Source organism: Halomonas cupida (assembly GCF_900142755.1).
GTDB classification, from domain to species: domain Bacteria; phylum Pseudomonadota; class Gammaproteobacteria; order Pseudomonadales; family Halomonadaceae; genus Halomonas; species Halomonas cupida.
The window spans coordinates 8,616-22,881 of sequence record NZ_FRCA01000019.1 but is presented as its reverse complement, the minus strand read 5'-3'; the positions used below and the strand labels follow the sequence as shown (position 1 = coordinate 22,881).

Below are 14,266 nucleotides of genomic sequence, written 5' to 3'. Positions count from 1 at the left end.
CGCCTCAATCAATGGCCGCAGAGATAACTCTGCGGCCATTGTCCTGCCTTGTACAGGTCATCAGGAGAAGTGACGACCAGAAACTCCTACCCTTCCTCCAACAGGTTTCATTGCCTTAACATTACTGGCAAATTGTGGGACTGGAACAAGAAGCAGGAATAGAGACCTACAAGACAGAACACAACAGCCCGCCGAAGAGAATACCATCGGCAGGATTTGACGCAGCGGGGCTGCGTCTATCCTGGGCTATGCAATCACTCTTCGACACGAACCAGCCAGGACTCAACGGTGTCACCACCGAACTCCTCCTTCCAGGCCTTCAATGTCTTGTGGTTACCACCACGGGTTTCCACCACTTCACCGCTGTTGGGGTTCTTGTAGATCTTCAGCTTACGCTTGCGGCGACCACCAGTGGAAACCGGGGCTGCCTTGGCACTAGCGGGCTTCGGATCAAGCAGAGCAATGACATCCGCAGGAGTTTTCTCGAACTTGCTCATCAATGCTTCGAGCTTGCTCTTGAACTCCAGTTCCGCCTTGAGGCGATCATCATTCTGCAGTTTGTCGAGCTGAGCCTGAACCTGCTTGAGCTGCTGTTCGAGCTGTACGTAGTCATTCAAGATTGAAGACATGAAAGTTACCTTGAATTATGTTTTCGGGAATGCGCGGCCTATTATTGCTGCTGTAGTTGAAACTCGCAACTACTGAAGCAATTTTATAATAGCAGCATTTTCTTCGAACACTTCGCAAACCCACCCCTCTTACCGGAAGCAACCACAAACCGGAACTGAAAATGAGCAGAAAACCTTGATGGAGAAAGTCTTTCTCAGAGAAAAAGAGACTTCTCTTCGTAACATGAAGGTATATAACGCTACGGTTACGCAGCTCACTATACAGAAGAAATACAATCCAGCAGAAAGGCGAGCCAGCGAGTTCTTGACACCATAGCAATACCAGTGCCCATAAAAACAGAAGCGCCGCCCCTGAGGGCGGCGCTTCAGCGATCAAATCAGCACTGACCCTGGATCAGTGCTGACAAGATGGAATCAGGATCAATCCTGGCCCATCTGCTGCTTGATCAGGTCACCGATGGTGGTCGGACCACCCACTTCGGATTCCTGGTCACGCAGCTTGCTCATGTTGCGACGAGTATCGTCCTGATCCTTGGCCTTGACGGACAGAGCGATCTGACGGTTCTTGCGGTCCACGCCAATGATGCGCGCTTCGACAGAATCGCCTTCGTTCAGGACGTTACGAGCATCCTCGACGCGATCGGCACTGATCTCGGATGCCTTGAGTACGGCGATGACATCAGTGGCGAGCTCAACGTGAGCTTCCTTGGCATCAACTTCGACAACGCGGCCAGTCACGATGGCACCCTTGTCATTTACAGCCAGGAACTCAGCGACCGGGTCGGAGTCGAGCTGCTTGATGCCCAGAGAGATGCGCTCACGCTCCGGATCGATGGACAGGATGACCGCTTCAGCTTCGTCGCCCTTCTTGAAGGAACGCACGGCTTCTTCGCCAGTTTCCGTCCAGGAGATGTCGGACAGGTGAACCAGACCGTCGATACCACCGTCGAGACCGATGAAGATACCGAAGTCAGTGATCGACTTGATGGTACCGGCAACGCGGTCGCCCTTGTTGAACTGGCCGCTGAAGGTTTCCCACGGGTTGGCAGTGCACTGCTTGATACCCAGGGAGATACGACGACGCTCCTCGTCGATATCCAGAACCATGACGTCGACATCGTCGCCCACCTGGACAACCTTGGACGGATGGATGTTCTTGTTGGTCCAGTCCATTTCGGAGACGTGAACCAGACCTTCGACACCCTCTTCCAGCTCGGCAAAACAGCCGTAGTCGGTGAGGTTGGTGACGCGAGCGTGCACCTTCATGCCTTCCGGGTAACGATCCTTGATGTTGACCCACGGATCTTCGCCCAGCTGCTTCAGACCCAGAGACACGCGATTGCGCTCACGGTCGAACTTCAGCACCTTGACGGAGATCTCGTCGCCGACAGCAACGATTTCACCAGGATGCTTGATGCGCTTCCAGGCCATGTCGGTGATGTGCAGCAGGCCGTCAACGCCGCCCAGATCAACGAAGGCACCGTAGTCGGTCAGGTTCTTGACGATACCGAGGATCTGCTGACCTTCCTGCAGGGTCGCCAGCAGCGCTTCGCGCTCGGCGCTGTTCTCGGCTTCGAGCACGGCACGACGAGAAACGACAACGTTGTTGCGCTTCGGATCGAGCTTGATGACCTTGAAATCGAGTTCCTTGTTCTCCAGGTGCGCGGTGTCGCGAACCGGACGAACATCAACCAGGGAGCCGGGCAGGAAGGCACGGATGGAGTCGACGTCGACTGTGAAGCCGCCCTTGACCTTGCCGTTGATCACGCCCTTGACGATCTCTTCCTTCTCGAAGGCAGCTTCCAGCACCTTCCACGCTTCGGCGCGCTTGGCCTTCTCGCGGGACAGGCGGGTTTCACCAAAGCCGTCTTCCACGGCTTCGAGGGCAACGTGCACCTCGTCACCAACGGCGATAGTCAGTTCACCATTGTCGTCGCGGAATTGCGCGACAGGGATCTGACCTTCGGACTTCAGACCGGCATTGACGGTAACCCAGTCACCTTCGATGTCGACAACAGTGGCCGGAACGATGGCGCCCGGTTCCATGTTGATGTCCAGGAGAGATTGTTCAAACAGTTCAGCAAAGCTTTCGCTCATGATGTTCCTACATGATCAACGTTGAGTGCGGCAGGGCCGCTTCTCCGCACCACCAGCGAGTGCGGGCCATTTCCGATAACCCCCGGGGATGTTGACACTGGTTCGACCTGGCCTGGTTTTTCTGGATCTGCTTCCGAGTTCAACAATATCCCTGAACTCGACAACCGGGCCACGTCATGACATCTTGCCGGGAACTCCGCAAGGGAGTCAGCAGACCTCCGTCAGCCCCTTCTGGACCAACAGCTGGGTCAGCTGTTCCACCACTTCCGGTATGCTCAGGCTAGTGGTGTCGAGCTCGACAGCATCATCGGCCGGCACCAGCGGAGCCACGCTACGCTGCATATCGCGAGCATCGCGCGCCTGAATCTCCTTTAAAAGACTCGATAGACTAGCATCCATACCAGCCTCTCGCAACTGCAGGTGACGTCGACGCGCCCGCTCCTCGGCACTGGCGGTGAGGAATATCTTCAGCGGCGCATCCGTGAATACCACAGTCCCCATATCTCGACCATCAGCCACCAGTCCCGGCGCCTGGCGAAAGTCACGCTGGCGTTGCAATAGCGCTGTGCGTACGGCCGGCAGCGCGGCGACTCGAGAGGCACTATCGCCCACCTGTTCCGTACGAATGTCATTGGTGACCACCGCACCTTCCAGCTCGATCACGGTCTTCCCGTGATCGGCACGAAATACCACGTCCAGTTGCAGGGCAATATCGGCCAATCGGGACTCGTCATCCAGCGGCACTCCCTTGCGCAGGGCCGCCAGAGCGGTCAAGCGATAAAGACTACCGCTATCCAGCAGATGCCAGCCCAGGCGCTGTGCGATGAGGCGACTGATGGTGCCCTTTCCGGCACCACCTGGACCATCAATGGCCAGCACCGGCACGGTCACTGCCGAGGATGCGGTCTGAGCCGTCATACCGCCTCCTCACGCACCTCATCAAGACTCAGACCCACGCGTCTCGCCAGATCGACGAAACTGGGGAAAGAAGTCGCCACATTGGAGCAGTCATCGACTTCAATCGGGGCGCTGGCTCGCAGACCTGCGATGGTGAAGGCCATGGCAATGCGGTGGTCCTCATGACTCTGAACCCTGCCGCCGCCATAGTTCGGCGCTTCTCCACCCTTGCCGACAATATCGATGCCATCGTCCAGCAGCGTATTGTCGATGCCGAGAATGGTCATTCCATCGGCCATTGACTGCAGTCGGTCAGACTCCTTGACGCGCAGCTCCTCAGCCCCACGCAGGCGTGTAATGCCTTCGGCGTTGGCCGCCGCAATGAACAGTGCCGGGAACTCATCGATGGCCAGCGGCACCTGGTCGGTGGGAATCTCGATGCCCTTCAGCGGCGCATAGCGAATATGCAGATCCGCCACCGGCTCCCCGCCCACCTCACGCTGGTTGTGCAGTTGAAGGTCAGCCCCCATCGCCTGGAGAATATTGATCACACCGATGCGCGTCGGGTTGATGCCGACATGCTCCAGAACCAGATCAGAGCCGGGCGTAATGGCAGCTGCAACCAGGAAGAAGGTCGCCGAGGAAATATCGGACGGTACATCGATCGGCGCGGCACTCAACCGACCGCCACCCCGCAGCCAACAGGTATCGCCCTCGCGCTCGACCCGATAGCCGAAGCCGTTCAGCATACGCTCGGTATGATCACGGGTCGGCGCAGGCTCGCGCACCCGGGTTTCCCCATCGGCGTACATGCCGGCAAGCAGCAAGCAGGACTTGACCTGAGCGCTGGCCATCGGCATGTCATAGTCAATGCCCTTGAGCGACTGACCACCCTTGATCTTCAATGGCGGACGCCCGCCCTCGGTCGTCTCGACGACCGCGCCCATCTCGCGCAGCGGGTCGGCCACGCGCCCCATCGGCCGACGCGCCAGTGATGTATCACCGGTCAATTCGGTGTCGAATGCCTGCCCAGCCAAAAGGCCTGCAAACAGGCGCATGGCGGTACCGGCATTGCCGACATACAGCGGACCAGCGGGCGGCTTCAGTCCGTGCATGCCAACTCCGTGGATGACAACCCGGCCCTGGTGTGGACCCTCGATTGCCACCCCCATCTCGCGAAAGGCCTGCAGCGTCGCGAGACTATCCTCCCCTTCGAGGAAGCCAGTGACTTCAGTCACCCCCTCGCTGAGTGCACCAAGCATGATCGAACGATGTGAAATCGACTTGTCCCCCGGTACACGAATACGGCCGGAGACACTGCCACCGGGAGCAACGAGGTAACGCAAGCTGTTGGGTTCCTGCATCTGATATTCCGCCTGATAACTGGTCTTGTTTAGCAAGGATTCGAAATAATGCCTGGCATGGCGTGCGCGGTCGAAGGTGGCCAACATGCCATCACCGTCCCCCTGAGCCACCGCCTGCCGCAAGCGCTTCAGCCCCACCTCGAAGTCATCCAGCGCATCAAGCACCGCCTCGCGGTTGGCCGTGAACACATCACGCCACATAACAGGGTCACTGCCGGCGATTCGGGTGAAATCACGAAACCCACCCGCAGCATAGCGGAAGATATCCATCCGCTCGTCCTGCCGGGCAAGAGTATCAACCAGCGAGAAGGCCAGCAGATGCGGCAGGTGGCTGGTGCGCGCCAACACCTGATCATGACGCTCGACATCCATGCTCAATACGTCGGCCCCTGTCAGTCGCCACAGAGTCTCGACACACTGCCGAGCATCCTCTGCGGTATTCGCACAGGGGGTGAGAATGACCTTGTGATTCTGATAGAGCCGCGCATCGGACGCCGCCACACCACTCTTCTCCGACCCGGCAATGGGATGACCGAGCACCAGACGTGGCGGCAAACCACCGAATGCCTCCACGGCGATGTCCCGTACGGCGGCCTTGGTGCTGCCGACATCGGTGATCACGGCATCGGGCGCCAACTGCGAGATCAGCCCCGCCAACTCCCCCATGACACTGCGCATCGCCAACACCGGTACGGCCAGCACCACCAGGGTCGCACCTTCGACCACATCCGCCAGGCGAGTGGACCCCGTATCGATCAGCCCCATCTCAACCCCCAGCCGAATCTCATCGACATTGGGGTCGCAGGCGAGGATGACAGTGCCATCCTCACGGCCAACTCCAGCGGCACGCAGAGCGGCAGCCAGAGAGCCGCCGATCAGGCCGAGGCCAACCACCAGAATGCGCGAAGCGTCAGGGAGCTTCAGGTCCTGCTTGACTGACATTTCTGCAGCACACCTTTCCAGAGAACACCTTTCCAGAGACCCCTCAGGCATTCCTAGAGTACACCCTGGGGGTAGGAACCCAGCACCTTGAGCTCTGAAGCACGCAGACGCACCTCATCCAGCACGGCAGCCACTCGTGGCTCATCGAGATGCCCGGCGAAGTCGATGAAGAACACGTAGTTCCATACGCCGGTACGCGATGGACGAGTTTCCAGACGTGTCAGATCAATCTGATGGCGATGGAACGGCTCGAGCAGGTCGTGCAAGGCGCCCGGCTGGTTACGCATGGCCACTACCAGCGAGGTCTTGTCGGCCCCTGACATGGGCACCTGCTGGTTGCCGATGATCAGGAACCGCGTGGAGTTGTCCGGGCGATCCTCGATCTTCTCGGCAACATGGGTCAGCCCATACAGCTTGGCAGCCATGTCCCCGGCGATCGCCGCACTGTGCCACTCCGACTTGACCAGCCGTGCCGCCTCGGCATTGGACGATACCGGTACGCGTTCTGCATGGGGGAAGTGAGCATCCAGCCACTTGCGACACTGGGCGAAGGACTGTGGGTGCGAATAGATTCGCGAGACCTTGTCCTTGAGCGTTGTGTCGGCCACCAATAGATGATGATGGATACGCAGGACTACTTCGCCACAGATATGCAGCGACGAGTCCATGAAAGAATCAAGGGTGTGGTTGATCACACCTTCAGTGGAGTTCTCGACCGGCACCACACCATAATTGACGGCGCCCGCCTCAACCTCACGGAAGACTTCGTCGATGGCAGCCATCGGCAGGCTGATGGCGCTTTCACCGAAGTGCTTGAGTGCCGCCTGCTGGGTGAAGGTTCCTTCCGGACCGAGATATGCCACCTTGACCGGCTGTTCCAGCGCCAGACAGGCCGACATGATCTCGCGGAACAGCCGTGCCATTTCCTCGCTATCCAGCGGCCCCTGATTGAGCTCCATCACCCGGCGCAGCACCTGGGCTTCGCGCTCGGGGCGGTAGAACACCGCATCAGGATCGGACGCCGTCTTGGTTTCCGCGACCTGCCGCGCACACTCGGCACGCTCGCTGATCAACCGCAGAATGTCCCCGTCGAGCTGATCGATGCGATCACGCAGCAAAGACAGGTCCTGCTTGTTCGGCTTGCTCATGATGTCCCCTTAGCCTCGCCGCTGCTCGAAATCACTCATGAATGCCACCAGCGCATCCACGGCCGCTTCCGGTACCGCGTTGTAGATACTGGCGCGCATGCCACCCACACTGCGATGACCCTTGAGATTCAACAACCCGGCCTGATCGGCCTCGGCCAGAAACTCCTTGTCGAGCCGACTGTCGGCCAGCACGAAAGGCACGTTCATGCGCGAACGGTTGGCCACGGCGATCGGGTTGCTGTACAGCGCGCTGTTGTCGATGGCGGCATACAGCTTGTCGGACTTGCGCTGGTTGATCGCGTCCATGGCCTCGAGACCACCGATATCGCTCTTCAGCCACTCAAAGACCAGCCCAGCCAGGTACCAGCTGTAGGTCGCCGGGGTGTTGATCATCGAACCGGCAGCGGCCAGCTCGCGATAGCTGAACAACGAGGGCATGTCATCGCGCGCGCGATCCAGCAGATCCTCACGCACAATCACCACAACCAGCCCGGCGGGACCGATGTTCTTCTGCGCACCGGCATAAATGATCCCGTAGCGAGAGACATCCAATGGCCCGGATAGAATGCTGGAGGACATATCGGCAACCAGTGGAACTTCACTGCCGTCGTCTCGCTGGACCTGCGGCGTATAGTCGAAGGCCAGACCACCGATCGTCTCGTTGGGCGTGAAATGCAGGTAGGCCGCGTCAGAGGACAGCGCAATGGCCTCCGGGCGAGGCACTTCAAGATGACTATGATCTGCGCTGGAGGCGGCAACATGAGCCTCACCGAACAGATGCCGGGCTTCCTTGATGGCCTTGTGGCCCCAGATGCCGGTGTCAATGAAGTTGGCGGTTCCGCCCTTGCCGAGCAGATTCCAGGGGACGGCCGCGAACTGCTGGCTGGCACCGCCCTGGGTAAACAGGATGCGATAATGGCTCGGCACTCCGAGCAACTCGCGCAGATCAGCCTCGGCCTTCTCGGCGATGGCCACGTACTCCTCGGAGCGGTGACTCATCTCCATTACCGAGAGGCCACGCCCTCGGTAGTCCAGCATCTCCTCGCGGGCCCGCTCGAGTACTGCAGTCGGCAGAGCCGCAGGCCCTGCACAGAAATTGTAGTGGCGCGTCATGGATGTCCAGTGTCCTTCACTGTTTGTCGATGCGTGTGCCCCTGACGATAGGGTTTCACCAGGGGCACGGGACACGAATTATTCTTCGTCTTGCTTGCCGTCGTCGGTAGCGCCTTCTGCACCGCCATCGCCGGCCGGCCCTTCTTCGGAACGGTTGTCTTCAATGTCGTCACCGGACGCAGCTTCCGCAACGGATTCAGCAGAAGGGTCTTCCCCTTCCTCGCCGGATACGCCCGGTTCCTCGTCAAGCTCATCGATACGAACTGTCTTGACCAGAGACTCGGCTTCACCCAGACGAATCAACATCACGCCCTGGGTATTGCGCGAGGTGATCGACACCTCTCCAACCCGAGTACGGACCAGAGTGCCGCGATCAGTGATCAGCATCATTTCATCGCTGGAGTAGACCTGCATCGCGGCCACCAGGGCGCCATTACGGTCACTGGTCTGCATGGCGATAACCCCCTGGCCACCACGCCCACGCAGCGGAAACTCCTCAAGACGAGTGCGTTTGCCGTAGCCGTTCTCACTGGCGGTCAGGATATATATCTGATCATCACCCGCAGTGACCTGTGCGACCTCATCACTCGACTCTTCGCTGCCTTCGGCCTCGGCATCAATCTCGCGGCTCTGCGGGATGATCAGGCTGATCACCTCGGCATCATTCAGCAGGCGAATACCGCGCACACCACGTGCGGTTCTGCCCATGGCGCGAACCTGGGTTTCCTCGAAACGAATGGCCTTGCCATTCGAGGACAGCAGCATCGCATGATCGTTGCCCGTGGTAATGGCGGCCCCGACCAGGCGATCCCCCTCTTCCAGATCGATGGCGATCAGGCCAACACTGCGTGGCCGCGAGAACTGTTCAAGACTGGTGCGCTTGACGGTGCCGCGAGCCGTGGCGAAGAAGATGTAGCTGTCTGGATCATACTCGTTGACCGGCAGGATGGCGTTGATCGCCTCGCCCTCATCCAGCGGCAGTAGATTGACCAACGGCTTACCCCGGGAGCCACGGCTGGCCGCCGGCATCTCGTAGACCTTGAGCCAGTAGACCTTCCCGCGATTCGAGAACAGCAGCACAGTGTCGTGGGTCGAGGCCACCAACAAGTGCTCGATGACATCCTCGTCCTTCATGGCCGTAGCCGACTTGCCACGTCCACCACGACGTTGAGCCTGGTAGTCCGACAGCGGTTGAGTCTTGGCATAGCCACTGCGCGACACGGTAACCACCATGTCTTCCTCGGCGATCAGGTCTTCGATGGACAGGTCCAGACGGCTGGCCTGAATCACCGAGCGACGCTTATCGCCATATTGATCACGGACCGCCTCGAGCTCTTCTCGAATGACCTCAAGCAGACGCTCAGACGAGGCCAGGATCGCCATCAGTTCAGCGATGGCCTGGAGAATCGACAGATACTCGTCGAGCAGCTTCTCGGTCTCGAGCCCTGTCAGGCGATGCAGGCGCAATTCGAGAATGGCCTGAGCCTGGGCTGGCGACAGGCGGTACTCTCTACCACCATCCAGCAGGCCGAAACCTTCCTCGAGATCTTCCGGCTTGCACGAAGTGGCCCCGGCACGCTCGAGCATCTCGGTAACCTGCCCTGGCTGCCAGGCGCGTGCCAGCAGCTTCTCCTTCGCCTCAGCGGCATTCGGCGAGGCCTTGATCAGCTCGATCACCTCGTCGATATTGGAGATGGCGACGGCCAGGCCTTCCAGAATATGGCCACGCTCACGCGCCTTGCGCAGTTCGAACAGGGTACGACGAGTAACCACTTCGCGGCGGTGACGGATGAAGGCCTCGAGAACCTCCTTGAGGTTCATGGTCTTCGGCTCGCCGTCCTCCAGCGCCACCATGTTGATGCCGAAGACATTCTGCAGCTGAGTCTGGGCGAAGAGGTTGTTGACCACCACATCGCCGCTTTCGCCCCGCTTGACTTCGATGACCACACGCAGACCGTCCTTGTCGGACTCGTCGCGCAGCTCAGCGATACCCTCGATTTTCTTGTCCTTGACCAGCTCGGCGATCTTTTCAATCAGACGCGCCTTGTTCACCTGGTAGGGAAGCTCGGTGACAATGATATGGTCACGGCCGGTCTTGTCGTCATGCTCGATGGTGTGGCAGGCGCGTACGTAGATGCGGCCACGGCCGGTGCGATAGGCCTCGAGAATACCGGCGCGACCATTGATGATGGCTCCGGTCGGGAAGTCCGGCCCCGGGATGTATTCCATCAGATCGTCGATGGTCAGGGTGTAGTCATCGATCAACGCCAGACAGCCGTTGATGACCTCGACCATATTGTGCGGCGGAATATTGGTCGCCATGCCCACGGCGATCCCCGAGGAGCCGTTGATCAGCAGGTTGGGTACCCGTGTCGGCAGCACATCGGGAATGCGTTCAGTGCCGTCGTAGTTGTCGACCCAGTCGACCGTGTCCTTCTCGAGGTCAGCCAGCAGTTCATGGGCCAGTCGCGCCATGCGCACTTCGGTGTAACGCATCGCGGCAGCGTTGTCGCCATCGATGGAACCGAAGTTGCCCTGACCATCGACCAGTACGTGCCGCATCGAGAAGTTCTGCGCCATGCGCACGATGGTGTCGTATACCGCACTGTCGCCGTGTGGGTGATACTTACCGATTACGTCGCCCACGACACGGGCGGACTTCTTGTAGGGCTTGTTCCAGTCATTGCTCAGCTCATTCATCGCGAACAGTACGCGTCGATGAACCGGCTTGAGCCCATCACGCACGTCCGGTAACGCACGGCCGATAATCACGCTCATCGCGTAATCGAGATACGACTGCTTGAGTTCGTCCTCGATATTGACTGGCAGAATCTCTCTGGCGATGTCACCCATGGGTCGTCAAGTCCTTTGCGCAGCAACAGGTAGGCGCGTCACAACGTGGCAAGGCGCACAAATACAGCGCCATATCATACCACTGATAGGTGCCCTGGCGCAGCGCCACCCACGACTTTCCAGGCGAGCTGTCCAGGCGGGTTATCCAGGCAAGTGGTCCAGGCAAGTGGTCCAGGCGGTTTTTACTCACCCGCAACCAGGGCGCTCAATGACTCACGCAACGAGCCCTCAAGGGTGACGGCACGGTTCTCCGCGACATCCAGCAGCACAAAGGTCAGAACCGCCCGACAGACCAGTTGCCCATCGCTGCGGCGAACAATGCGCTGAGCCATTTTTGCGCTGCGCGAACCGATTTCAGCCAGGCGAGTCTCCACTGCCAGGTCATCTCCGGCAACCGCAGCAGCACGATAATCGATATTCAGATTGACCACCACAAAAGCGATATGGCCGTGACGCAGCTGCTCCATCAATGCCGCGTGATGATCGAAATAGTCCCAGCGCCCCTCCTCGAGAAACTCGAGATAGCGAGCATGATTGACGTGCCCATAACCATCCAGGTGATAGCCACGTACACGCAGCTCAACACGAGTCGCCTTGCTGTTCTCGGAAGCAATAGTGTTCTCGGAAGTAACAGCGCCCTCAGAGGCATTAGTGCTCTCAGAGGTATTAGTGCCTATGGAGGTTTGAGCGCCCGCGGAAGTATCAGTGTTCATGGGAGAGGTACTCCTTGATGGCGGAGAACGTGGTGATGGAGAACGTGATTACAGTAGAAAATATTGCTGCTGGCAGAGTAAAGCGGGCCCACACCGAATTCAAACATACGTTTGATGCTCGCTTGCCGCGACCAGATGCTGCATGACAAAGGCAAAACCACGGCTGTGCTCAATCATTTCGCCACTGGAACCCATCGCTGCCATTGTCCATAATGTGCCTCCTTTCTGTACCGGGAAATGCTCCATGTGGTTCAAGCACTTGCATCTCTACCGTCTGCACGACGCCAGTAGCCTCGACAGCACTCAGTTGGAAACAGCTCTTGCCGCCCAGGCATTTCGCCCGCTGGGCGGCGCGGAAGCACGCAGGATCGGCTGGACAACCCCGGCCGGACGCGCAGGCACTCAGTACCTCCACGAGTTGCAGGGCCACCGCCTGATGACTGCGCTGCGTCAGGAACGCATTCTCCCGGCTTCTGTCGTCCGCGAAGAGGTCGATGAACGTGCCGCCGAAATCGAGGCACGGGAAAGCCGCAAGCTGCGCCGTCAGGAAAAACAGGCCATCAAGGAACAGGTCTACGAGGAGTTGCTGCCGCGCGCTTTCGTACGCAGCCAGAAGACAGACCTGTGGTGGGACACCAGGCGCAACATGATCGCCATCAACACCTCGAGCAGAAAACGCGCCGAGGAACTGCTCGACCTGTTGCGTGAATCCCTGGGCAGCCTCAAGGTAACGCCGTTGGCCACACAGACATTGCCGATTCGCGCAATGACCACATGGTTGACTGACCCAGCGGCACGTCCGGCTGATATGCTGCTTGGCGATCAGGTGGAACTGAAGGCCAAGGGCGACGACGGTGTTCTGCGCGCTCGCCAGGTTGACCTCGACAGTGACGACATTCAACGGTTGCTGGAAAGTGGTCGCCAGGCAAGCAAGCTGGCACTCGGCCTGGAAGGCCGCCTGCGCTTCGTCCTGCATGACGACCTGGCAGTCAAGTCACTGTCCTTTGACGACGCCCTGATCGAGGAAGCCAATCAGACTGATGACGGTGACGATGCCATGGTGCGCATGGAAACCGACTTTCTGCTGATGGCTCAATCCCTGAGTGACAGCGTCGATCGCCTGATCGACTGGCTCGGCGGTGAAGCAACCAATCACTCGAGTATGGATAACGTATCTCTCGCGGCGACATCATGACATCGACTCTCGAGCCTGCCCGCCAGGACCCCTGGCACGACATTCGTCCCTATCAGGACGACGAGGTGTCAGCCACGCTGACGCGTCTTGCCGAAGACCCCGAACTACTGGGTGCCCTGACCCGCTACCGCCTACCCCGCATGTCACGATACATGCCGCGGCTATCACGCACACTTGCGAGCTGGGTCATCAAGCGCGAGACACGCGATGTCTGCACCGTAAAGGGTTTCCAGGGCCGCATTGCAGCGTATATGCAACGCATGTTGCGCACCTCCACCGATGACTTCAGGGTCGATGGACTCGATCGCCTCGATAGCGATACCGCCTACCTGTTCATTGGCAACCATCGCGATATCTCACTGGATCCAGCATTCGTCAACTATGCGCTGTATCTTGCCGGTCGCGATACCGTGCGTATTGCCATCGGCGACAATCTGCTCAAGAAGCCTTATGTCACCGACCTGATGCGTCTCAACAAGAGCTTCATCGTGCCGCGCAGTGCGCGGGGCAAGCGTGCCATGCTGACGGCCTACCAGAACCTCTCGAGCTATATCCGCCACTCCATCTGCACTGACAACCACTCCATCTGGATGGCGCAGCGCGAAGGTCGGGCCAAGGACGGTATTGATCGTACCGACCCGGCCATCATCAAGATGATGACCATGGCCCACCGCACCGACAACCGCCAGGCACCGCTCGGCGAAGGTGTCAAGGAGCTGCGTCTGGTGCCGGTGTCGATCAGCTACGAGTACGACCCCTGCGATGTGCAGAAGGCCCTCGAGCTCAAGGCGATCAATGAGGAAGGTAGTTACCGCAAGAGCGAATTCGAGGACATCAGCTCCATTGTTGCCGGCATCACCGGCCACAAGGGCCGTGTGCACCTGCGCTTCGGTACTCCCCTCGGTGACCAGTTCGAGACGCCGGACCAGGTCGCCGAGGAAATCGATCGCCAGGTTCTCAGCGGGTATCACCTCTTTCCCAGCCATTATCTGGCACTCGAGGCACTGGGCACCCACCCCGAGTTGCTGGACATGAGCGAAGTGACCGATGCCGACCGTACCCGCTTTACCCAACGACTCGGCGAAGTCCCGGACGACCTGCGCCACTGGTGGCTGACCCAGTACGCCAACCCAGTCATCAACTGCTCGAACACCACATCTTTTCGCTAGCCCCTCCCTCTTCCGGGGGATAGCCCCTCTCCCACCAGCCTGCGATGGTGCATATCGATCACCTGTCGCAGGCTGACCTCTGCTCGCGAGAGTAATCAATTATTAACCCGGCATGCTTTCATGTTGGGTTAATGGCGGCACAGGGA

General features: G+C 59.1%; 10 protein-coding genes. 2 read left to right on the top strand and 8 right to left on the bottom strand.

Annotated elements, in window-relative coordinates; all coding sequences use genetic code 11:
• Window positions 1-254 precede the first annotated feature (254 nt).
• The 8 genes from BUE38_RS21340 to BUE38_RS21305 all read right to left on the bottom strand — a co-directional run bounded on the left by BUE38_RS21340 (window position 255) and on the right by BUE38_RS21305 (window position 11,756).
• Window positions 255-629 carry a histone-like nucleoid-structuring protein, MvaT/MvaU family gene (locus BUE38_RS21340; protein WP_073437267.1) on the bottom strand — a complete coding sequence of 125 codons (375 nt, stop codon included), beginning with the start codon at window positions 627-629 and terminating at the stop codon, window positions 255-257.
• A gap of 420 nt (window positions 630-1,049) precedes the next feature.
• The gene (rpsA, locus tag BUE38_RS21335; RefSeq protein WP_073437266.1) at window positions 1,050-2,726 is read right to left on the bottom strand and encodes a 30S ribosomal protein S1; all 1,677 of its coding nucleotides are present in this window, start codon (window positions 2,724-2,726) and stop codon (window positions 1,050-1,052) included.
• A gap of 207 nt (window positions 2,727-2,933) precedes the next feature.
• Entirely contained in the window at window positions 2,934-3,644 is a 711-nt protein-coding gene (cmk, locus tag BUE38_RS21330) for a (d)CMP kinase (RefSeq protein WP_073437265.1), read from the bottom strand.
• Complete coding sequence (locus tag BUE38_RS21325; RefSeq protein ID WP_073437264.1) at window positions 3,641-5,929, bottom strand: bifunctional prephenate dehydrogenase/3-phosphoshikimate 1-carboxyvinyltransferase; 2,289 nt, start codon at window positions 5,927-5,929, stop codon at window positions 3,641-3,643. The genes cmk and BUE38_RS21325 overlap by 4 nt, the downstream gene beginning before the upstream one ends.
• A gap of 53 nt (window positions 5,930-5,982) precedes the next feature.
• On the bottom strand, window positions 5,983-7,077 hold the full coding sequence (gene pheA / locus BUE38_RS21320; RefSeq protein WP_073437263.1) for a prephenate dehydratase: 1,095 nt from the start codon (window positions 7,075-7,077) through the stop codon (window positions 5,983-5,985).
• 9 nt (window positions 7,078-7,086) lie between these two features.
• On the bottom strand, window positions 7,087-8,190 hold the full coding sequence (gene serC, locus BUE38_RS21315) for a 3-phosphoserine/phosphohydroxythreonine transaminase (RefSeq protein WP_073437262.1): 1,104 nt from the start codon (window positions 8,188-8,190) through the stop codon (window positions 7,087-7,089).
• Window positions 8,191-8,268: 78 nt separating this feature from the next.
• Window positions 8,269-11,043 carry a DNA gyrase subunit A gene (gyrA, locus tag BUE38_RS21310; protein WP_073437261.1) on the bottom strand — a complete coding sequence of 925 codons (2,775 nt, stop codon included), beginning with the start codon at window positions 11,041-11,043 and terminating at the stop codon, window positions 8,269-8,271.
• Between the two features lie 182 nt (window positions 11,044-11,225).
• The gene (locus BUE38_RS21305) at window positions 11,226-11,756 is read right to left on the bottom strand and encodes an acyl-CoA thioesterase (RefSeq protein WP_084542087.1); all 531 of its coding nucleotides are present in this window, start codon (window positions 11,754-11,756) and stop codon (window positions 11,226-11,228) included.
• Between the two features lie 244 nt (window positions 11,757-12,000).
• Between BUE38_RS21305 and BUE38_RS21300 the strand changes: the two genes are divergently transcribed.
• Together BUE38_RS21300 and BUE38_RS21295 are read left to right on the top strand one after the other, a co-directional pair.
• On the top strand, window positions 12,001-12,951 hold the full coding sequence (locus tag BUE38_RS21300; protein WP_073437260.1) for a recombination-associated protein RdgC: 951 nt from the start codon (window positions 12,001-12,003) through the stop codon (window positions 12,949-12,951).
• Window positions 12,948-14,120 carry a 1-acyl-sn-glycerol-3-phosphate acyltransferase gene (locus BUE38_RS21295; protein ID WP_073437259.1) on the top strand — a complete coding sequence of 391 codons (1,173 nt, stop codon included), beginning with the start codon at window positions 12,948-12,950 and terminating at the stop codon, window positions 14,118-14,120. Before BUE38_RS21300 ends, BUE38_RS21295 begins: the two co-directional genes overlap by 4 nt.
• Window positions 14,121-14,266 lie beyond the last annotated feature (146 nt).

What these genes read in the sequence shown, in the direction of transcription:
- BUE38_RS21325 (WP_073437264.1), bottom strand. Translation starts at nt 5,929, where the DNA reads ATGTCAGTCAAGCAGGACCTGAAGCTCCCTGACGCTTCGCGCATTCTG.
- BUE38_RS21305 (WP_084542087.1), bottom strand. Translation starts at nt 11,756, where the DNA reads ATGAACACTGATACTTCCGCGGGCGCTCAAACCTCCATAGGCACTAAT.
- BUE38_RS21300 (WP_073437260.1), top strand. Translation starts at nt 12,001, where the DNA reads ATGTGGTTCAAGCACTTGCATCTCTACCGTCTGCACGACGCCAGTAGC.
- serC (WP_073437262.1), bottom strand. Translation starts at nt 8,190, where the DNA reads ATGACGCGCCACTACAATTTCTGTGCAGGGCCTGCGGCTCTGCCGACT.
- gyrA (WP_073437261.1), bottom strand. Translation starts at nt 11,043, where the DNA reads ATGGGTGACATCGCCAGAGAGATTCTGCCAGTCAATATCGAGGACGAA.
- BUE38_RS21295 (WP_073437259.1), top strand. Translation starts at nt 12,948, where the DNA reads ATGACATCGACTCTCGAGCCTGCCCGCCAGGACCCCTGGCACGACATT.
- BUE38_RS21340 (WP_073437267.1), bottom strand. Translation starts at nt 629, where the DNA reads ATGTCTTCAATCTTGAATGACTACGTACAGCTCGAACAGCAGCTCAAG.
- cmk (WP_073437265.1), bottom strand. Translation starts at nt 3,644, where the DNA reads ATGACGGCTCAGACCGCATCCTCGGCAGTGACCGTGCCGGTGCTGGCC.
- rpsA (WP_073437266.1), bottom strand. Translation starts at nt 2,726, where the DNA reads ATGAGCGAAAGCTTTGCTGAACTGTTTGAACAATCTCTCCTGGACATC.
- pheA (WP_073437263.1), bottom strand. Translation starts at nt 7,077, where the DNA reads ATGAGCAAGCCGAACAAGCAGGACCTGTCTTTGCTGCGTGATCGCATC.